Origin of the sequence: Faecalimonas umbilicata, from assembly GCF_004346095.1 — a bacterium.
Classification (GTDB): domain Bacteria; phylum Bacillota; class Clostridia; order Lachnospirales; family Lachnospiraceae; genus Faecalimonas; species Faecalimonas umbilicata.
Genome location: NZ_SLZV01000004.1, coordinates 127,218 through 149,090, shown reverse-complemented (window position 1 = coordinate 149,090; position 21,873 = coordinate 127,218). Strand labels below are relative to the sequence as shown.

The window sequence follows — 21,873 nt, the reverse complement described above, 5'->3', positions numbered from 1 at the left end:
CTTCTGTGTTTAGTTTACCTTTTTGTGACATAGAATTGCTCCCTTCATGATGACAGTTTGTTTTTTCACTGTCTCTCATAAAGGGAGCATATCAGAAGAGGTCTCCTGCTTTTCTGATTGAGGCAAGGAGAGTTGGCAAAAGATATTTGCTTGAAGTTCTTCCTTAAAATGTATATAATAGTGTCAATTGGATCATCCAATGTATTGTATCTCCTTGTGTGAACTCGGTGATGAAAGATAAGAACGAGGTGGATATCCGTTTCGCCATGTGCTTTCCCGATGTTTCTGAAGTGCTATAATGTAGCAGTGCTAAAGAACAATATATAGTGTTGTTCTGTGATTTGAAGTACGAGATGTATGGATTGGATGAAACTAAACGAAACTGAAAATGAAAGAATGATATTGTTACGAAATTGAATTTGTTACGCAAAAATGGTAATTTGGAGTGAATATCATTCAGAATAATTAAATATAAATGCAAGGGTTATATGTTTTCTTTTGTCGAGAGAAATTAAAGGGTTGGAGTCGCATCATGGGCTTCAGCCTTTTTGTTTTCTATTAAGTATGCTAGAGAACAAAATCATTTGTGCTGGAGTATAACAATGAAGTTATATTATGGTCAAATGATATTTAGACCAATAAAAAGTAATAAAATGTTTAAAAAGTAATAAAATGTGTTATAATTAGAGTAATTAATATTTGGAGGTGCTAATATGAGACTAAAAGCAGAAAATGTATTTAAACCTGGAGCGTATCCGGAATATACATATGTCTCCAGAAATTATGAAAATACAGGTATATCATATGAATTACGTTTAAAGCAGGCATTGAGAACAGCGGGTTGCCTTACATCATTAATTGGACCATCAAAAATGGGAAAGACAATCTTATGCGAGAAGGTAATTGGATTTGACAACATTGTTGAAATTTCTGGTGCGGATTTTAACAGCAACACAGATTTTTGGGCAATTGTTGCTGCAAAAGTGGGGTTGCCTTATAAAGGAGAATTGACAACAGAAAGAGAGGTTAATGAAGGAAATAGTAAGGAAACAGATAGTAAAAGCGAAAAGTATGTTCTAGCGAAAGATACCGTTATTCAATATTATAAAGAGCACGATAAAGTATTAGTAATTGATGATTTTCATTATGCTTCAAAAGAGATGCAGACAAAAATGGCACAACAGCTCAAAGATGCAATTAGAAGAGAATTAAAGGTAGTCGTAGTTTCTCTTCCGCATAGGGCAGACGATGCAATTCGCCAGAATGCAGATTTATCGGGAAGATTGAGTTTAATTAATATTGAAGCGTGGGAAAAAAAGGATTTAAAAGAGATTGCTTTAAAAGGATTTAAACAACTTGATATTAAGATAACAGATGAAGTTGCAGAACAGTTGGCAGTTGAATGTCTTACATCACCACAGTTAATGCAGTATATTTGTCTGAGCATTTGCACATTGTTGGAAGACAAAAATGAGCATATTGTAAATTTTGATATGTTGGAAATGGCATATAAATTTACAACGGTTAACTTTAACTATTACGATGTGGTAAATGTAATGTCTAAAGGTCCAAATCCGCGTGGAAAGAAAAGAAATTTATACAAAACATTAGATGGAAAAGAATTGGATTTGTATGGACTGATCGTGGAATCGTTAGCCAAAAATCCTCCGATTATGGAATTGGATTTTGACACAGTTTATGACAGAATCATAAACCTTATTCCTAAAACAGAAGGAAAACCGGATAGAAATTCTGTAAAAAGTCATTTAAATAATTTACAAACAATCCTAAAAGAAAAAGAAGAAATTTATAAAGCAATAGAATGGAAAGACGGAAAAGTGTATGTTTTGGATCCACTATTTTTGTTTTATCTGAGATGGGGGAGAATGAATGGATAATATGCTGAAAGAGTATATCGAAAAGTTGAAATTAGTGGATACTGTAGAGGAATATGAGGAATTTATATCGAAGCTGCACCAGATGATGAAACAAGAATCATATAAGAATGATATTGTTCAAAATATTAGAAATAAACAGAAATATATGGTGAACAAATTTTCAAAAGAATCTACCCGTGAAAATATGTTAAAGGCAAAAGAAAATCTGTTGATCTATTTGGACAGTATTTTATGTGAAGAATATGAGAAGTCATCACAATTTATTCAAAAGGGGATTGAAAGGTATCTGCGAAATTTTTATTTCTTCTTAGAAGCGTTTAGGGAAGTAAAACCAGATAAGAGGGCATCACTTACGTCTGAAAACTTGAAAAAAATACAGATTGAAAATGAATATGATTTACAGCATTTGCTTTATGCAGTTATAAAGTCGTTGTATCCGGATGCTAGAAGAGAGGTAAGTGATGATTCGGGAGTTGGAACTGTTAGAAGCGATATAAAAATTCTTTCTTTAAATACAATCATAGAAGCAAAGTGTACAAGAACATCAACAAACTTAAAAAAACTGACAGAAGAAATAGAAGCTGATATTGTACATTATAAGGCGGATTATATATTCTTTTATATCTACGACAAAGAAAAAATTATAAAAGACAGGCATGCTTTTGAATCAAATTTTAACAGGAGTTTTGATGGAAAGGAAGTCAGGATTATTATTTTGCAACCTGTCAATATGTAAAGGATAAATTTGACGGGACAGAGTTGGGTGAGAAAAGGCTCAATGTCAGCAAAAGATGAGAAAAATGAGGTGATAATATGATTGCACCAAGAAAAGTAAAATTTGAAGCGAAGAAAAAGGAAAATGAAAATATTGAATTCCGTACATTCTAAAAATGTAATGCGGATGAAAAAGAATTGGACGAGCAGTTCAAAAAATTTCATGAAGAGTTGTTTGCAAATTATGACTGTAGCAGATGTAGGAACTGTTGTAAGATGTACTGCGGAAGTATTCCAGAAGAAGATTTGGAGAAAGATGCAGAATATTTGGGAATTACGAAAGAAGAGCTTATAAATTCTTATTTGATAAAAAAGAAAGTGAAAATACATATGTAACCAAGCATCATCCGTGTGATTTTCTGGAAGAAGACGGAAACTGTAAGCTGGGAGAATATAAACCTGAGAATTGCAGGAAATATCCATATACGGATCAGCCAGAGAGGTTACATAGTTTGTACAGTGTATTGGAAACAGTAGAAGTCTGTCCGATCGCATTTGAAATATATGAGAGATTAAAAATAGAATATGGATTTCGTTATGGAAGATGAAATATGAGTAGATAGGGAGCAGAAATGTTATTAAGAGAATATTTGACAGAATATACAAAAGAAGAACTATTAGATCAGGCAAGAAGTTTTGAAATCAGAAAGTGTTCAGGACTCCGAAAAGCTGATTTAATAGATAGAATTGTTGATAATTTTTGTACAGAGGAAATGCTTAGAAGCAGATTAGCATGCCTTACAAAAGAACAGATGGACTTATTTCGGAAAGCTTGTATTTCTCCTACAGCTGTTTCTGTAAATGAAGTGGTAGATGCGATGCAGCTTTACAGATACTGGATTGGATATTTTGAAGAGCCTACTGACAGATTTTGTGTATTTGAAGATGTTGCTGTTGCCTTTTCCAAAGTAGATGATGAGTCATTTCGACGGAAGCAATGCAGAAAAGGCTGGATGGTAAAGTGCATACATTTTTTATACAATATTATGGAATAGCACCGATCGAAGTTATTTATGAAATGTATAGGCAGAAAGTGAAGTGCTCTATAGATGAAATGATAGAAATGCTTTGGGAAATGCCGGTTGATATTGTGGAATCATGTCTTTTTACAATGGACAGACTTGGGATGAAAGGATGTCCAAAAGAGGATCCGTTATACTCAGAAAAAGGAATATTTGTGCATTTACAGTTGTTTGAGGATGAAGAATTTGGTTACTTGCTTCGACAACAGATGGATAAAGATTTTTATATTCCTTCGGCACAGCAGATAGATGAGATATGTAGAATTGGATATGAGGCGAGTTCCTCTGAATATAAAAAACTGGAATCTTTTTTCGTTAAGAAATTAAGGCTTCCTTATGAGCAGGCAGTGACATGGTGTCTTCAAGTATGGGCAAATAGTTATGAAGGAGAATCGCCATCAAAGATTATCAATAAAATGACGGAAGCCAATATTGAATTTGAAGAGAAGATGATAAATGAATTGCTAGAGTTACTTGTGGTGGCACACAACAATACCCGAATGAAAGAGAACAGAGGGTACAAACCAAGTGAAATGGCGAGAAAAATGTCTATCGATAAAATGCCAACAATTGTTCCGGCAAGTTCTAAAGCAGCAACAATTTTAAAGGATGCCGTACCACAGTTGCAGGCTATGGGGGTACCGGTTGACTTAAATGGAAATACAGATGTTATTCAAACAACAATGTTTCCGAAAGGAATGAACGAGGAACCGATACGAGTAGAAAAGAAAATATATCCAAATGATCCATGTCCATGCGGTTCAGGAAAGAAATATAAAAAATGTTGTGGAAAGAATAATTGATACTAAGAAAGTCTTTGGACCAGTTACGAGAGTGGAATATTTCGTGTCATACTTATTTATAAGGCAGAGAATGAGTGCTATTGAGAGCTGTTTTGTTCGTTTTTAAAGTGTTTCTGCGGACTGTAGGGACAGAATAACACTAGATGGAATGATAAAAATAGATGGACGGGTGATCCGATTCGTACATAGAGATGATTAGATTTTTCGAGATGGGGAAACCTTGCCTTTTAATCTCTTCAGTGCTGTTACAGATTCGCCTGCAGTCTGTTTTGGAGCATCAAAGAAAGACAGATAGCCAACCAAAGTCATATCCTTTTCATCGTCAGGTGTGATTTCTCTTAGTGTTCCCACATTTTTCCGAGCCACAGCAATAACTTTCATCCCATCCTGCAGCATTTCCCCTACCACAGAAAATACGCTTTGTCTGGCATCTTTCTCCATAGGAAGTCGTGTTCCCCGATATTCTACATGACTGCATCGGGAAAGGATGTGTGCAATATCCCCTTTCATAATCAGATGGCTGTTTCCGATATTGTCCTGCACAAGGGTACTGACAAACTTACGGGTATAGTCAAAGGGGATTTCCCTGCCTGGCATGGATTTACAGGCAAGAATGGCATTGTCAATGGGATTGCAGACGCCGGAGTGATAGGAGCTGTTCAGATAAGCCAGATCCAGGACCTCTGTATTTTCATTGCCCAGAATATCCATATAATATTCCAGCAGGATACTTTCATTGGTCAGTGTTCCTGTTTTATCCATACAAAGCACATCCATGCTTCCAAAGCTCTGCATGGCGTTCAGATCTTTGATGATGGTCTGTTTTTTACCCATAGCAAGGCTTCCTTTTGCAAGGCAGGCAGTGATGACCATGGGGAGCATTTCCGGCATCAGCCCTACCGCTACAGACAGTGCGAATGCAAAGGATTCCAGCCACTTTCCACCTGTGATTCCCAATATAAGAAATACAATGGGAACCAGAACTGCCATAAACCGGATCATGACCCAGGCAATGGAATTGGCTCCTTTTTGAAAAGCATTTTTATCTTCAGAATCCGGTTTGGTAAATCCACCGTACAGTGTATCCGTTCCTACAGCCAGCACAATGCCTTCTCCTTTTCCGCTGATAACTGTGGTCGCCATAAACGCAAGGTTTTCCAATTGTGTTATGGGTTCCTGCTCTTTGTAGCAAAGTGTACGGCAGCTCTTTTCCAAAATGGCGCTTTCTCCAGTGATAGCGGCCTGGGAAATAAATAGATCGGTTACCTTTGTCAGCCGGATGTCCGCTGGAACACGATCACCAGCAGAAAACAGAACCAGATCGCCTACCACTAATTCTTCACCGGGGATTTCCCGTAGTTCCCCGTTCCGTCTTACGGTAACCTTTTCGTGAATCAAACGGTCAAGCTGTGCGGCTGTGCTTTTCGCCCGTAGCTCCTGAATTAAACGGATGATACCGCTGATTACGATCATGGAAAAAATGATAAGGGCAGTAGTAGCGTTCCGTGTAAAATTAGAGGCCATAAAAACATCCGTAACGAGAGAAACAATACCTAAAATAAATAGAATCACATGAAATGGATTAATAAACGCTCGCCGCAATCGCTGGATGGTGGTATCTGTTTTACGTTCCTGAAAACTGTTTTTACCATATCTTTCCCGCATTACATCCACCTGTTCTTTGGATAGCCCAAGGGCAGATGTACCAAGATCCCGTTAGATTTCTGGCGGCTTACAGTAAGCGTACTTTTTGATACGGTTGTCAAATAGTGTTGCTTTCGACAAAAATAGATTCCTCCCTTCGTAGTATAAGTAAGAATATTTTAACATAGAGTTGTGAAAATGACAGATTTATATTCTTGCTTTTTTCTTGCGATTCGTTGGAGGGATTTATTCTAAACGCTACGACCTTTTCAGAATAGGTAAAGTATGGCAGAATAAAAATTTTTTTAGGAGAAGCATTATGGCAAAACAAAAAAACGGGAAATACATTTTTGGAAGAGCAGATTGGATATAAAAAAGTTTTACGTCTATAATATAAAATTGATTTGAAACTATGCGCTTTCCTAAATCTTATTATTCCGAAATTCCGATGGAGGAAGTCCCGTCTGTTTTTTGAACAGTCTGCTGAAATACAGCGGATTATTATACCCAACGATGGATGCCACCTCGGATACAGAATATGTAGTAGTCCGGAGCAGTGTCTTTGCATTTGTGATTCGGAGATTTAGTATATACTGCAGGGGAGTTACGCTATTGTAACGTTTAAAGCTTCGGATAAACCAGCTGATACTGAGGTGTTTGTCCATGGCGTACTGCTCAATCGATATTTCTTCTGCAAAATGTTCATTAAAATACTGTGTAGCTTCTTCCATTTCTTTTTGCAACATCCGGTTCTGGGAAGAGATGCCCATAGGAGCCTGGCGGCTAATCAGAAGGAACAGTTCCCTGAGCAGGAGAGATAAGTATTCTTCATAATGAGGACGGGTAAGCTGGAGTTCCTGAATCATTTTTCGAAAAATCTGATGAAATTCCGTAGAGTTTCCAGTCTGGATAATCTGTCCGGATTCAAACAAATGGTATTCTCTTAAAATATTTTTTACATTATTACCGGTAAAATGAACCCAGTAAACTTCTGTCTGGTCTGTCCCATAATAAACATATCTTTGCATTTCCCGTGGCTTGTATAAAATCATATGTCCGGCCTCTATAATCTCTTCCTTGCCATTCAAAAAGAAATGACCTTTCCCTGCAGCAATATAAAGCAATTGATAGTCAATCCTTCCCCGGGGGCGATACGTGGGAAGCTTGGTCTGGTGGATCAGCCGGTATGTCCCACAGCTTCCCACTACTAGCGGTTTGCTCTTATCTTTAAAATCCAATAATGAATTATGCAGATAACCAGAGTTGATATACATGATGCGTCTTGCACCTCCCTTAAATAAGTAGGCTTCTGTTAAAGATAGTGTATCATTTCGTGCATGTTTTGTCCAATAGAGTTTATGGACGAATAGTGTAAAAATAGCGTAAAATAATGATAAACCAAAGGAAAAATCATAAAAATAAAGGGGGAAAATATTATGATCGTGCCAAGACATTACGAGGACTTAAAAATAATGCATGAAAACACCATGCCCAGCAGAGCATATTATATGCCAGCTTCTCATGAAATGGGACCACTGGTAGAGGATCGTTTTTCTTCAGATCGGGTTATCTGTCTGAATGGGACATGGGAGTTTCAGTATTTTACCAGTATCTACGATTTGCAGGAAAAATTTTACGAACAAGGATATGGCTGCAGCAGATTTACACAGGTAGAGGTGCCGGGGGTGTGGCAGAATTACGGGTATGACAGCTATCAGTATACTAACGTGAGGTATCCGATTCCACTGGATCCGCCTTATGTTCCACAGGAGAATCCATGCGGAGCCTATGTCAGAAAATTTTACTATGAAATACTAGAGGAGGCGCCCAGAGCATATCTGAATTTTGAAGGGGTGGATTCCTGCTTTTATGTTTGGGTAAATGGAAAGTATGTAGGTTACAGTCAGGTTTCCCATGCCACAAGTGAATTTGATGTGACGGAAGTTCTAAAAAATGGGGAGAATACGCTGGCGGTACTGGTTCTGAAATGGTGTGATGGAACTTATCTGGAAGATCAGGATAAATTTCGAATGAGTGGAATCTTCCGAGATGTGTATCTTGTGAACCGCCCGGAAAATGTGGTCTATGACTACTTTACAACTACTGAAATCCAGGAGGAACAGGCAGTAATTACAGTACAGGCTAGTTATCAGGGAAAGGCAGTGCCAACAAAACTTACTTTGTATGATGCAGAACATAAGGAGATTGCTTCTCGGGTATTTCAGGAAAATACAGGTACAGTTTATACACATAAAGCAGTAATTGTTGTAAAAGAGCCAAATCTGTGGAATCCGGAACAGCCGTATTTATATACTCTGGTTCTGGAAACGGAAGGGGAAGTGATTACAGACCGGATTGGTATCCGGGAAATCTGTGTCAAAGATGCAGTCCTTTATGTAAATGGAACCGCCATCAAATTCAAAGGGGTGAACCGTCATGACTCCGATCCAGTAACAGGGTTTGTGATTGGACTGGAGCAGATGAAGAAGGATCTGCAGATGATGAAGGAAAGCAACTTCAATGCAGTCCGCAGCAGCCATTATCCGAATGTGCCTTATTTTTATCAGCTCTGTGATGAATATGGATTCTTTGTGATTGCAGAAGCAGACAATGAAAGTCACGGAACCCAGTCCCAGTATTTAAAAGATTCCAATTGGGAAAATGTATGCAGGAAATGGAATGAACGGATCTCGGACAACCCGGAATTTATCCCGGCAACTCTGGACCGTACAAAACTTTGTGTACACAGGGAAAAGAACCGCCCTTGTATTATTATCTGGTCTATGGGAAATGAATGTGGTTATGGCTGTACTTTTGAGGAAGCTTTAAAATGGACAAAAGGGTTTGATTCTACAAGGCTCACCTGTTATGAAAGTTCTTTTTATCGCAGCGACAGAAGGAAATATGATTACAGTAACATTGATATTTTCAGCCGGATGTATCCTTCCCTGGAAGAAATTCAGGAATATATGGACAAAAAACCGGACAAACCTCTCCTGTTGATTGAATACTGTCATGCCATGGGAAATGGACCGGGAGATTTAGAAGACTATTTTCAAATAATTTATGAGTATGATGTCCTCTGCGGTGGCTTTGTGTGGGAATGGTGCGACCATGCCATTTATCAGGGACAGGCTGCTAATGGAAAAGAAAAGTACCTTTATGGAGGTGACTTTGGAGAAGAAGTCCATGATGGGAATTTCTGTATGGACGGACTGGTATATCCGGACAGAACACCCCATACAGGGCTTTTGGAATACCAGAATGTGTACCGTCCGGCAAGAGTGGCGTCTTTCTGTCAGAAAACAGGGGAGCTGTGTCTGGAAAACTATATGAACTATGTGGATTTAAAGGATTATATTTATTTGGTATACGAAGTAAACTGTGACGGAAAGCTGCTGGAGAAAAAACAGTTCATTTTGCAGGAGTCTGTATTGCCTCACAAGAAAGGAACTATTTTGTTGGATATTACCGTTCCAGACAGCGGAAAATGTTATTTGAAAGTATCTTATCATTTAAAACACGGTACCAGTGTTATGGCGCAGGGCAGAAGGATGGGATTTGATGAAATCCTTTTGAAAAATCAGGATGGAAGAAACCAGCAGGCAACAGCTTTGTTGGAAACTCAGGAACAGAAAGAAGCAGAGGTACAGGTTTCTGAAACAGATCGTTTTCTTTCCATCCAGTCAGATACATTCTTCTATGTTTACAATAAACTTTCGGGTTTATTTGAACAATTAAGTGTAGATGGAGAGGAACTTCTGGAAACCCCTATGGAACTGAATATCTGGAGAGCACCTACGGATAATGACCGGAAGATCAAACAAGAATGGATAGATGCCGGATATGACCGGAGCAAAGCCAGGGCTTATGATACTCATTGGGAAATGAATGGGGAAGGAATTCGGATTTACAGTACGGTGTCCGTGGCTGCAGTAGCAATTCAGAAGGTTTTGGATATAGAGGCCGTATGGAAGATTTACAGGACAGGAGAAATATCTGTCAAAATGCACGTCAAAAAGGATAGGGAATTTCCGCAGCTTCCTAGATTTGGCATCCGCCTGTTTTTGAGGGGAGAATATGAAAATCTGAAATTTTATGGATTGGGACCGCACGAAAGTTATCGGGATAAATGCCGTTCCTGCAGCCATGGATTGTATGATACAACGGTAGAGGAACAGCATGAAGATTATATCTGTCCGCAGGAGAATGGAAGCCATACAGATTGTGATTATCTGATGCTGGAAAAGGAGAATCAGACCGTTACAGCAGTATCTTCCAGGCCGTTTTCCTTCAATGTGTCTTATTACTCACAGGAAGAATTGACGAGAAAGGCACACAATTTTGAATTGGAAAAATCGGGAAGTACCATTGTCTGTCTGGATTATGCACAGAACGGCATTGGTTCCAACAGCTGTGGTCCGGAACTACGGAAAGAGTACCAGTTTACAGAAGAAACCTTTACATTTGATATGAAGTTTTTATTTGGGAAGGAATGGTAGGAACACATGAAAGAGAAAACGTATTTAAAATGGTATAACAAAGTTGGGTATGGCTCTGGGGATATTGCAGGAAATGTCGTGTATGCGTTCCTGTCCTCTTTTGTCATGATTTATCTTACCAATACAGTAGGATTAAATCCGGGAATTATTGGAACCTTGATTGCCGTATCTAAGTTATTCGATGGAATTACGGATGTTTTTTTTGGAACCCTGATTGATAAAACAAAGAGTAAAATGGGAAAAGCAAGACCTTGGATGCTCTATGGCTATATTGGCTGTGCCGTAACCTTAGTCGCTATTTTTGCAATACCTGCAAATATGGGAGAGTTTGCACAGTATGCCTGGTTTTTTATTGCGTATACACTGTTAAATGCAGTATTTTATACAGCGAATAATATTGCGTATTCTGCTCTGACAGCCCTAGTAACAAAGAATAGTAAAGAACGTGTACAGATGGGTTCTTATCGCTTCATTTTTGCTTTTTCCACAAGTCTGTTGATTCAGTCTCTGACCATTGGCTTTGTAGAATGGATGGGTGGCGGAGCTGCCGGCTGGAGAACGGTTGCGATTATCTATGCAGTAATTGGATTGATTGTCAATACGATTTCTGTACTTTCTGTAAAGGAATTAGCGGAAGAAGAATTAAATGATGGGAAACAATCCGGAAATGATGAAAAATATTCCCTTCTGGATGCTGCAAAACTGTTGTTTACCAATAAATACTATGTTATGATCTGTGCTACCTATATCCTTCAGCAGATTTATACTGCTATGCTGAATATGGGTATTTACTATATGACGTATATCCTGTTCAATGAAAATCTATATGGTGTATTTTCCTGGGCCATTAATATTCCACTGATTATTGCATTGCTCATTACACCGATGCTGGTGGAAAAGTGGAGAGGAATGTATAAACTGAACCTTACAGGATACGTGATTGGAACGATTGGAAGAGCCCTGGTCGTAGTAGCCGGTTATCTGGGAAGTGTGCCACTGATGCTTTTATTTACTGGCATTGCAGCTTTTGGTATGGGACCATGGCAGGGGGATATGAATGCTGTGATTGCCTCCTGCTCAGAATATACATATCTCACAAAGCATAAAAGAGTAGACGGAACCATGTATTCCTGTACTTCTCTTGGTATTAAGCTGGGCGGTGGAATTGGAATTGCCATTACCGGTTGGCTTCTGGATTTCAGTGGCTTTGACGGCACACTGGCTGTACAGTCTGATTCCTGTATCCGGATGCTGCAGATCATGTATTTATGGATTCCAGTAGTAATTACACTTATCATTACCGCTATTATGGCAAAGATGAATGTAGAGAAGGCAAATGAGAAACTTTTACAGGAAAAGTCTATGAAAGACGGTATGCATGATTGAAGTAAACCGCATAAAAATTCATGACTTTCTGTAAGTAATTCATCAGTTTTTTCATTCTGGTTTTCCTCCTTTCCTGATTACTGAGTTTATTATATCGGATAGACGGAAAACCTGCGTGCCATATCAAAAAGAAATGTAGCCAATTCTTGAGAGGGGAAGGAAATATCATGCAGCCGTCTTATGAAGAGAAAAAAGAAAAGTTCAGTATGATAAGGAAAAAACCACATCATGTTCCCCCTCACCTTCACAATGCCATAGAACTGGTATATGTAACAAAAGGGGAGGTGGAGCTTGGCATTGGATATGAGTTGTATCATATGGAAAAGGGGGATTTTGCTATTGTTTTTCCAGATTTGATTCATCATTATCAGGTGTTTTCAAAGGGGAAAAATGAGGTGTACCAGTTTTATGCTTCTTTGGAACTAAGTGGTCCGTTTATGGCGCTTCTTCAGAAGAAATGTCCGGAAAACCCGGTGATTGCCAGCGCAGATTTACATAGAGAAGTTAAAAACGCCCTGAGTTGTCTGATAAAAGATCAGAAAGTCAGTGAGGTTGTGGGGCAGGCTTATTTGCAGATTATATTATACCGGTGCAGGGAAACATTCCGATTCATAGAAAAAAGCAGTGTGGGGAGTAATGATCTGATATATGCAGCGATGACCTATCTGTTGTCACATTTTCAAGAGGAACTTACACTTGGGAAAGTGGCATCAGCTCTGGGAACTAATAAGTTTGCCCTATCAAAATTTTTTTCAGGTATTTTTCATACAAATTTCAACCAATACTTAAATGAAATTCGTTTAAATTATGCGACCTCTTTGTTGGAAAATACGGATAGAAGGATTACAGATATTTATCTGGAAGCTGGATTTGAAAGCCAGAGGACATTTAATAGAGTTTTTCGACAAAAGTATGGGCGGACGCCTAGTGAATATCGGAAAATATGGTGGGAAAAATAGAACATGTCTCATTATTACTTATAGAAAAGAAACATATCGACAAGTAAATTTAAAGGATATATTCAAAGAGAAGTATTATATTTCAATTAAAGATTAAATGGAAAAATTTTAGAGGTAGGAAAAATACGATTATAATGAATGGTCGATAGATTCCTAAATTTAGATGTAAAGTAGGATTTATTAAATGATTTGGCACAAATTTCGTCATATGATGAAGAAGTGTTCAGATGAATAAAAATTCTGAACGCTTTGTGTTATAAATATAAGATTAAATTATTTCGAAATTTTTCTCTTTTAAGGAAAGATGATTTTAAATAGAACTATATTGTATGTAACCGTTATGTTCAAAAAATGATATTACGATGCTATTGTTTGAATTAGTACATACTTTATAACAATTACAAGGACAAAGATAGTTTGATTGGGAGAATAGTTTAGAAGTAATATCTTTATTTCTAAATCGTGGAGTGAAAAGCCGATACGTTTTGTTTCAAAAAAATTTCAAAGATGTTGACGACAAGATTTTTCGGGAGTATCAAAAACTAGAAAATAAAATGGAAAGAAAAAACAGATCCGGATACTCCTTTTTACTGTTGACTGAAGAGGAGGGAAGATTGTGCAATGTCAGGGGAAAGGGAGGATCCATTATCCACAGGAAATAGTAGAATTTGTTTGCTTAAGATAATAGCAACACAGGCAGAGGGATTAGAATATTCTTCTGCCTTTTCTTATAAAGAAAGGAGCAGAATTGATTATCCACTTATTGTAGATGATATTTTTTTCTTGTCTTGGTGATTTTTTTTCAAGAAAAGGTGGAACAGGAGATTAAAGCAAATGTGAAAGCAGGATTATCCTACGTAGGATATAATATGCAAAGCAAAAACGGACCATCAAAAATCTGGTCTACAGCAAAACATATTTTGGGGAGAATATGAAATTTGTCTGGATAGTGAAAAATATAAGGGCGTTTTACGGGCATTGGCATTTTTGACTTTGGGAAAAAACAGTTTAACATTTATGCTGGATGGTTGGAAAAATTTTTTAGGCTTTAATAAATTCAATTCAGATTAACCATTCAAAGTTATAAAAATTGGAAATATTTATCGTATTCCCAAGTCTTTCTTCGCCCATTGGTTAGATGAAGGAAACTTAACCATGTTTACAAACATAGATGCAGGTATTGACACACACAAATCAATTATGTTACGGTGCTTTATGGCAAAAGAAAGCATATAAGCACCTACCAAATAGGTACTTTATTCTAAAAAGCAGATACGGACATTGCTTCAAGCGGCGTAAGAATACCATTCTGTTTATTTAGAGATTTTACTGGCTTTGTTTGTAGGTTTACACAAGGGTGAAATTTTAGGGTTAAAATATTCAGAATTTTTCAAGAATTAGAAATTCGAAAAAAGGAAAATATGGAGTTGTTTGAAAAACTTGGAGAAGATAAACCAGAATTTACTTGAACTCCTTCTGCAAAAAGCATATAATATGATGGGCTAACATGCTGTTTCAGAATGTTTTCTGCTGCTTCATATCAAGCAATATCATATTCTCATATAGGGTGTTAAATGATAGAAAAAGCAGGACAAAATTTTTAAGAATTTAATTGCAAAATAAGTGATTTATAGTATTGAATTATGTTATGCAGTGCTATGTATTTTATGCAAGATCATGAAAATGGTGTATAATTATGCATAGTGCTGCACAGTAGAAAAAAAGTAAATTTGTTATGTAAGGGCAAAAATCAGGTGAAAATCAGCATTTTTCATACTGAAAAGCGTCCCTGAAAATCATAAAAAGACAGCTATTTTTCGTGAAAATCGAAAAAGAAAAGAAGATTACTTTTTTGTATATATTAGACAAAAACGAAAGGAGAAATATGAGAAAATTAGCTTTAAGTGATGAAATATTACTAAAAATCGAGAAGCCGGCCCGCTATATCGGGAACGAAGTGAACTCGGTGATGAAAGATAAGAACGAGGTGGATATCCGTTTCGCCATGTGCTTTCCGGACGTGTATGAGATCGGGATGTCTCATCTTGGTATCCAGATTCTTTACGATATGTTTAATCGGAGGGAGGATGTCTGGTGCGAACGGGTGTATTCGCCGTGGATGGATTTAGACAAAATTATGCGGGAGAAGAAGATCCCTCTGTTTGCGCTTGAATCTCAGGATCCAATCAAACAATTTGATTTTCTTGGAATTACGATCCAGTATGAAATGTGTTACACAAACATCCTTCAGGTGCTGGACTTAAGTGGAATTCCGTTGTTTGCCAGTGAAAGAAACGAGGAAGATCCGATTGTGATCGGCGGAGGTCCATGTACTTACAATCCGGAACCGTTGGCAGACTTTTTCGATATTTTTTATATCGGAGAAGGAGAGACAGTCTACGATGAACTTTTGGATGCGTACAAGGAGCATAAAAAGATAGGAAGCAGCAGGAGGGAGTTTTTGGAGCGCGCAGCAGAGATTCCTGGGCTTTATGTGCCGACATTTTATGATGTAACTTACCATGACGATGGGACGATTGCCTCTTTTGAACCGAATAATGTTCACGCGAAGCCGACTATTGAAAAGCAAATGGTACTAAATGTTACAGACACCTATTACCCGGAGAAGCCAGTTGTGCCATTTATCAAAGTGACTCAAGACAGGGTTGTGTTGGAAATTCAGAGAGGATGTATCCGTGGATGTCGTTTCTGTCAGGCGGGAATGCTGTATCGCCCAACAAGGGAACGTGCGTTAGAGCGCTTAAAAGAGTATGCATACAAAATGTTGAAGAGTACCGGGCATGAGGAAATCTCATTAAGTTCATTGAGCTCCAGTGATTATTCGCAATTGAAGGGGCTTGTGAATTTTCTGATTGAAGAATTTAAAGGAAAAGGAATCAACATTTCTCTGCCATCCCTCAGAATAGATGCGTTCTCACTGGATGTCATGAGCAAAGTGCAGGATATCAAAAAGAGTAGTCTGACCTTCGCTCCGGAGGCAGGTTCTCAAAGACTTCGTGACGTTATCAACAAAGGTCTGACAGAAGAGATTATTTTAGAGGGGGCAGGTCAGGCGTTTGAAGGAGGGTGGACGAGAGTAAAATTATATTTTATGCTGGGCCTTCCGACAGAGACGGAAGAAGATATGAAAGAGATTGCACATTTGGCTGAAAAAGTGGCAGAGCGCTACTATCAGATTCCAAAGGATCAGAGGAATGGAAAATGTCAGATTGTTGCAAGTACTTCTTTCTTTATTCCAAAGCCGTTCACACCATTTCAGTGGGCGACGATGTGCAACAAGGAAGATTATATCCAGAAAGCACATATTGTAAATAATGAAATGAAAGCGCAGTTAAACAGAAAGAGTTTGAAATATAACTGGCACGAGGCAGATGTCACTGTGCTGGAAGGAGTTTTTGCGCGCGGAGATAGAAAAGTATCAAAGGTAATCTTAGAAGCTTATAAAATGGGATGTCTGTATGATTCCTGGTCTGAGTTTTTTGATAATGAGAAATGGATGGAGGCATTTGAAAAGACAGGTGTTGATATTGGCTTTTATAATTTGCGGCAGAGAGATATGGATGAGATTTTCCCATGGGATTTCATCAATATCGGTGTGACAAAGAAATTTTTACAGCGCGAGTGGGAACGGGCTATGAAGGGCGAAGTGACACCAAACTGCAAAATGAAATGTGCAGGATGTGGAGCGGCGATTTACGGAGGAGGTGTCTGTGTTGAAAGCAAGAATTAAATTTCGAAAATATGGTGTGATGAAATTCATCGGACATCTAGATATTATGAGATATTTTCAAAAGGCAATGAGAAGGGCGGAAATTCCAATTGCATTTACGGGCGGATATAGTCCGCACATGGTGATGTCGTTTGCAAATCCACTTGGAGTAGGTCTGACAAGCGATGGAGAATACTTCGATATTGAATTGTCTGAGTCTGTTGATTTTGCGCAGGCAGTTCGAAGATTAAATGAAGTAATGGTGGAAGGGATGGAAATCGTCAATATGATTGAAATCTCAGACGATAAGAAGAAAACCGGAATGGCGATTGTCGCTGCAGCAGATTATCTGTCTGAGTTTGTAATGGAACATCCAGTGGAAAATCTTGCTGATAAGATTGATGCCTTTCGGAGTCAGCCAGAGATCATCGTATGGAAAAAAACGAAAAAGAGTGAAAAAGATGTCAATATTAAGCCTATGATCTATGATATGAGAGAACAAGACGGAAAGGTGTATATGCTTGTGGCAACTGGAAGCGTGGAGAATTTGAAACCAGAGCTTGTTATGCAGGCGTTTGGAAAATTCCTTGGAATAGATTTGGAAGAGACTGCGATGCGCCATCATCGTCTGGAAGTGTATGCGGATGTGGGAAGTGAGGGACAACGTCATCTAGTACCATTAGACCAGCTGGGGATATAGGTGATTCGGAATATGAAAAGAAAGTTAGTGATCACAAAAATAGCAGAGCAGGTCGTGACAGCCGTGTTAGAAAATGAAGAAGTGGTGGAAATTCATGTCAGCGATAAAGATACAGAGGCGTACCGTGTTGGAAATATTTACGTGGGGAAAGTAAAAAACATTGTCCCAAATATTCAGGCTGCCTTTATCGAAATTGCAAACGGGGTGGAGTGTTATTACTCTATCCCTCAGAATCCTTCCCCACATTTCACGCAGAAAGTCGGGAAAAAGCCGCTCTGTATCGGGGATGAGCTGCTTGTTCAGATCCAGAAAGAGGCAGTTAAAACGAAGGTGCCGACAGTGACTTCCAACTTAAGTTTCACAGGGAAGTATGTTGTCTTAACGTCTGGTATCAAAAAGATTGGAATTTCTTCCAAGATCACAGGAGAAAAGCGGACACAGATTCAGGAGGCTGTCGAAGTTCTCCGATCGGAAAGATATGGATTTATTGTCCGTACAAATGCCAAAGATATTCCGGCAGATCTTGTGAAAGAAGAGTTGGGGCAGCTAGCAGAATCTTATATGCATTTAGTTGAGATCGCGCAGTCACGTAAGGTATTTAGTTGTCTTTTGGAGGCCCCTTTTACATATCTATCAAATATCCGTGATATTTATCAGGAAGGATTGACAGATATTGTTGTAGAGGAGAGCCTTTTTGAAGATGTAAAGCAATATTTGGAGAAAGAGCAGCCGGAGGATTTAGAAAAGCTTGTATGTTATGCTGACAGGCAGCTACCACTTTATAAGTTATATTCGCTGGAGTCTGTCATTTCACGGGCGCTATCAGAGAAGGTGTGGATGAAATCAGGCGCTTATCTTGTGATTCAGCCGACAGAGGCGCTGACGGTGATCGATGTCAATACAGGAAAATGTATTGCAGGTAAGAAAGATGACGAAGTTTATATGAAGATCAATCTCGAAGCAGCCAAAGAAGCGGCAAAACAGATTCGGCTCCGCAATCTCTCAGGGATTATTCTGATTGATTTTATTAATTTGAAATCAAAAGAGTGTACAAAAGATCTGTTAGAAGTGTTTCAAAAAGAATTGCGGAAAGATCCTGTCCAGACAATTCTTGTAGATATGACGGGATTACAGCTTGTAGAAGTGACTCGAAAAAAGGTTCGAAAGCCATTGAGAGAGGTTGTTGCCTCTGCAAAAGAAGCAAACAGGCGGAAATAATAAGAAAAGAGGAGAAAAATGGCAAAAAAAGAGCTGAAGACCAATGCAATGAGGATACTGGAAAAAAAGAAAATCCCATTTACATATATCACTTATGAGTGTGAGGAGTTCGTGGATGGGGTACAGATTGCAGATAAGCTCGGACAACCGCATGAGCTGGTGTATAAAACACTTGTGACAGTCGCAAAGAGCAGAGAGTATTATGTATTTGTCATTCCGATTGAAGAGGAGCTGGATTTAAAGAAAGCGGCCCGGGTTGTCGGAGAAAAATCTCTCCTTATGCTTCCACTGAAAGATCTGACTGCCGTGACAGGGTATATCAGGGGAGGATGCACTGCGATTGGAATGAAAAAGCCGTTTCCGGTTGTCGTAGAAAAATGTGCAGAGGCCTTGGAGGAAATGATTGTAAGTGGCGGCAAAATAGGAATGCAGATCAAATTGACGCCGCAGGATTTTCAAAAAGTGACAGGAGCGGTGTTTGAGGAAGTGGTTGTATCTGTAAAAACAGAGGAGATTTTATAGAAAAAGTTATAAATTTCTTAAGGCTTTCTGAAAGAGATAGAAATTTTTAGTCAGATATAGTAGAATACAGAGAAAATAAGAGAGAAAGGATAAGAGGAATAAGGGATGTGGAACAGAGTGATTTTTGGCTATGATTTTTATCATGTGTTGCTGTGGTTTCTTGCGTACAGTATGCTTGGTTGGTTGGTAGAGTCCATTTATATGTCGATCTGCAACCGAAAGCTTACAAACCGGGGATTTGCAAGAGGACCGATCTGTCCGATTTACGGGGTGGGAGCTTTGACAGTATTTTTTTTATTGAAGCCATACAGTGATAATCTTTGGAAATTATTTTTCTTTGGATCTTTGCTTGCAACGACTTTGGAATATTTCACAGCAGTATTGATGAATAAAATTTTCGGAGAGATCTGGTGGGATTATACGGACAAGCCATTCAATTACAAAGGGATTCTCTGTCTGGAAAGTTCAATCGCATGGGGGTTTTATACGATTGGATTATTTGTATTTCTGCATAAATTTGTAGAGGGATTCGTAAACGGGATTCCGATGATGGCAGGAAAAGCGCTCGGAGGATTTTTGGCGGTGTTGTTTACACTTGACTTTGCAAATGCATTCTATCGTGAGAAGCGGGAGGCATTTCCAAAGCAGTTGATTCGGATTCGAGAGGGAATCCTGAATAGATTTTCAAGATAGAAGAAAGTGCAGGAGGTCGTTAGGACATTCTGTACTTTTTTTCTTTACAGAGTAAAGAAAAGGTGTTATAGTACGCTTATAGTTAAGAAATATTCTGAATCATTCGGGCGTGTCTGCCGAAGAACCCAACGAGCTATGAGAAAAGTGAAAAAAGAATTGACAATCGCAAGTAAGTAAGATACTATATTAATTAGAAAACGAACATAAGTTCGTATTTGAAAAGGAGAATATTATGGCAGGAGACGATAAATTAAAAGCATTAGATGCAGCAATTGCAAAGTTGGAGAAGGACTTTGGAAAGGGAGCGGTGATGAAACTTGGAGATGCGGCGGCAAATGTCAGTGTTGAGACAGTGCCTACTGGTTCTTTAAGCCTCGACATTGCACTTGGTCTTGGTGGAGTGCCAAAGGGACGTATCATCGAGATTTACGGACCGGAGTCAAGTGGTAAGACGACAGTAGCGCTCCATATGATTGCAGAAGTACAAAAAAGGGGAGGCATTGCAGGCTTTATTGATGCAGAGCATGCTCTGGATCCAGTTTATGCGAAGAATATCGGGGTAGATATTGATGAACTGTATATTTCACAGCCGGACAGTGGTGATCAGGCGTTGGAAATCACAGAGACAATGGTGCGCTCGGGAGCGATGGATATCATTGTTGTCGATTCTGTTGCCGCACTTGTTCCGAGACAGGAGATTGAAGGGGATATGGGAGATAGCCATGTTGGTCTTCAGGCACGTTTGATGTCTCAGGCCCTCAGAAAGCTGACACCAGTTATTAGTAAGTCTAATTGTGTTGTGATCTTTATCAATCAGCTTCGTGAGAAAGTCGGTGTGATGTTCGGAAATCCAGAGACAACGACCGGTGGACGTGCGTTGAAGTTCTATGCATCTATCCGTATGGATGTCAGAAGGACAGAGACGTTAAAGCAGGGTGGAGAGATGGTCGGTAACCGTACCAGAATTAAAGTAGTGAAGAATAAGATTGCACCGCCGTTTAAGGAAGCTGAGTTTGACATTATGTTCGGGAAAGGAATTTCGAAGGAAGGAGACATTCTAGACCTGGCAGCAGGACTTGATATTATCAATAAGAGTGGTGCATGGTATGCATACAATGGCGATAAAATTGGACAGGGCCGTGAGAATGCAAAGACATATCTCTCTACACATCCGGAAGTGATGGAAGAGATTGAGGCAAAAGTACGGGCACATTATAAGCTTGACGGAGCGGCAGGAGAAGAGGAACTTACAGCGGAACAGAAGGCAGATGAATAAGAGATGATTGTCACGAAGGTAGAGCCTGTATCAAAAAATAGGTATAAAGTAGAGGTTGACGGAGAGTTCGCTTTTGTTTTGTATCGAAGAGAATTGTCACACTATCAGATCAGAGAAGAATGTGAAGTCTCAGAGGAGAGTTTTGAACAGATTAAGAAAGAAGTGATTATAAAGCGGGCTAAGCTTCGCGCAATGCACCTTCTCAATGACATGGATCGGACAGAATCACAGCTCCGCACGAAACTCAGACAGAGTTGTTATACTGAAGATGTGGTAGAAGCTGCACTGGCATATGTGAAGTCATTTGGTTATATAGACGACCTTGATTATGCAAAGCGATACATTCAGAACAGACAGAATCAGAAAAGTAAAAGGGAATTGTATGCACAGCTTGTAGGAAAAGGGATTGAAAGAGAACTGATTGAGCTTGCCATGGAGGAATGCTATACAGGAGAAGATGATGAGATAGAAGCGATCCGCCGGTTGGCAGCAAAGAGGAAATATCATTTTCGCGATGCTACAAGAGAAGAGCAGCAGAAACAAATGGCTTATTTTATGCGGAAGGGATTTTCTTATGAGAATATCCGAAGAGCTCTGGAGGCGGAAGAAGTATATTGGTAGAGATAGCTGAGAGGTTCATAAAAATGACCAAAACGGTGTAAGCATACTTGACATATTTGTGAAAACGGTATAAAATCTAAGTGTTGTATTTGTGTACAATGAAAATTAAATAAGGAGGTGCTCCT

Annotated in this window: 15 protein-coding genes and 2 pseudogenes; 15 read left to right on the top strand and 2 right to left on the bottom strand. The window is 38.8% G+C overall.

Annotated elements, in window-relative coordinates; all coding sequences use genetic code 11:
- The first annotated feature begins 713 nt into the window (after positions 1–713).
- The 4 genes and pseudogenes from EDD74_RS03110 to EDD74_RS15615 all read left to right on the top strand — a co-directional run.
- Positions 714–1,898 (top strand): ATP-binding protein, encoded by a 1,185-nt coding sequence (locus tag EDD74_RS03110; RefSeq protein WP_008975335.1) that lies wholly within the window; start codon positions 714–716, stop codon positions 1,896–1,898.
- Complete coding sequence (locus EDD74_RS03105; protein ID WP_116442291.1) at positions 1,891–2,634, top strand: PD-(D/E)XK nuclease domain-containing protein; 744 nt, start codon at positions 1,891–1,893, stop codon at positions 2,632–2,634. Before EDD74_RS03110 ends, EDD74_RS03105 begins: the two co-directional genes overlap by 8 nt.
- 610 nt (positions 2,635–3,244) lie before the next feature.
- Positions 3,245–3,667 carry a Rho termination factor N-terminal domain-containing protein gene (locus EDD74_RS03095; protein ID WP_116442290.1) on the top strand — a complete coding sequence of 141 codons (423 nt, stop codon included), beginning with the start codon at positions 3,245–3,247 and terminating at the stop codon, positions 3,665–3,667.
- Positions 3,668–4,407: 740 nt separating this feature from the next.
- Positions 4,408–4,497 (top strand): annotated as a pseudogene (locus EDD74_RS15615) (SEC-C metal-binding domain-containing protein); the annotation flags it as partial.
- A gap of 225 nt (positions 4,498–4,722) precedes the next feature.
- Here the strand turns inward: EDD74_RS15615 and EDD74_RS03085 are convergent.
- Positions 4,723–6,282 (bottom strand): annotated as a pseudogene (locus EDD74_RS03085) (HAD-IC family P-type ATPase); the annotation flags it as partial.
- A gap of 281 nt (positions 6,283–6,563) precedes the next feature.
- Positions 6,564–7,415 carry a helix-turn-helix domain-containing protein gene (locus tag EDD74_RS03080; RefSeq protein WP_008975339.1) on the bottom strand — a complete coding sequence of 284 codons (852 nt, stop codon included), beginning with the start codon at positions 7,413–7,415 and terminating at the stop codon, positions 6,564–6,566.
- A gap of 162 nt (positions 7,416–7,577) precedes the next feature.
- Between EDD74_RS03080 and EDD74_RS03075 the strand changes: the two genes are divergently transcribed.
- From EDD74_RS03075 to EDD74_RS03025, 11 genes are all read left to right on the top strand, one after another.
- Positions 7,578–10,643 carry a glycoside hydrolase family 2 TIM barrel-domain containing protein gene (locus EDD74_RS03075; RefSeq protein ID WP_116442288.1) on the top strand — a complete coding sequence of 1,022 codons (3,066 nt, stop codon included), beginning with the start codon at positions 7,578–7,580 and terminating at the stop codon, positions 10,641–10,643.
- A gap of 6 nt (positions 10,644–10,649) precedes the next feature.
- A complete protein-coding gene (locus EDD74_RS03070; RefSeq protein ID WP_116442287.1) occupies positions 10,650–12,029 on the top strand; it encodes an MFS transporter in 1,380 nt (459 codons plus the stop codon).
- Between the two features lie 167 nt (positions 12,030–12,196).
- Positions 12,197–12,988 carry a helix-turn-helix transcriptional regulator gene (locus EDD74_RS03065; RefSeq protein WP_008975342.1) on the top strand — a complete coding sequence of 264 codons (792 nt, stop codon included), beginning with the start codon at positions 12,197–12,199 and terminating at the stop codon, positions 12,986–12,988.
- Between the two features lie 621 nt (positions 12,989–13,609).
- Positions 13,610–13,783, top strand: coding sequence for a hypothetical protein (locus tag EDD74_RS15320; protein WP_242990188.1), 174 nt, complete (start codon positions 13,610–13,612; stop codon positions 13,781–13,783).
- Positions 13,784–14,873: 1,090 nt separating this feature from the next.
- Entirely contained in the window at positions 14,874–16,739 is a 1,866-nt protein-coding gene (locus tag EDD74_RS03055; protein WP_116442286.1) for a TIGR03960 family B12-binding radical SAM protein, read from the top strand.
- A complete protein-coding gene (locus EDD74_RS03050) occupies positions 16,720–17,418 on the top strand; it encodes a TIGR03936 family radical SAM-associated protein (RefSeq protein WP_009262006.1) in 699 nt (232 codons plus the stop codon). Before EDD74_RS03055 ends, EDD74_RS03050 begins: the two co-directional genes overlap by 20 nt.
- A 12-nt stretch (positions 17,419–17,430) precedes the next feature.
- The gene (locus tag EDD74_RS03045) at positions 17,431–18,636 is read left to right on the top strand and encodes a ribonuclease E/G (protein ID WP_116442285.1); all 1,206 of its coding nucleotides are present in this window, start codon (positions 17,431–17,433) and stop codon (positions 18,634–18,636) included.
- An 18-nt stretch (positions 18,637–18,654) separates the two neighbouring features.
- Complete coding sequence (gene ybaK, locus EDD74_RS03040) at positions 18,655–19,158, top strand: Cys-tRNA(Pro) deacylase (protein WP_016438576.1); 504 nt, start codon at positions 18,655–18,657, stop codon at positions 19,156–19,158.
- 105 nt (positions 19,159–19,263) lie between these two features.
- Positions 19,264–19,851 (top strand): putative ABC transporter permease, encoded by a 588-nt coding sequence (locus EDD74_RS03035; protein WP_016438577.1) that lies wholly within the window; start codon positions 19,264–19,266, stop codon positions 19,849–19,851.
- Between the two features lie 232 nt (positions 19,852–20,083).
- A complete protein-coding gene (gene recA, locus EDD74_RS03030; protein ID WP_116442284.1) occupies positions 20,084–21,127 on the top strand; it encodes a recombinase RecA in 1,044 nt (347 codons plus the stop codon).
- Positions 21,128–21,130: 3 nt separating this feature from the next.
- Positions 21,131–21,748, top strand: coding sequence for a regulatory protein RecX (locus tag EDD74_RS03025; RefSeq protein WP_016438579.1), 618 nt, complete (start codon positions 21,131–21,133; stop codon positions 21,746–21,748).
- The last annotated feature ends 125 nt before the right edge of the window (positions 21,749–21,873 follow it).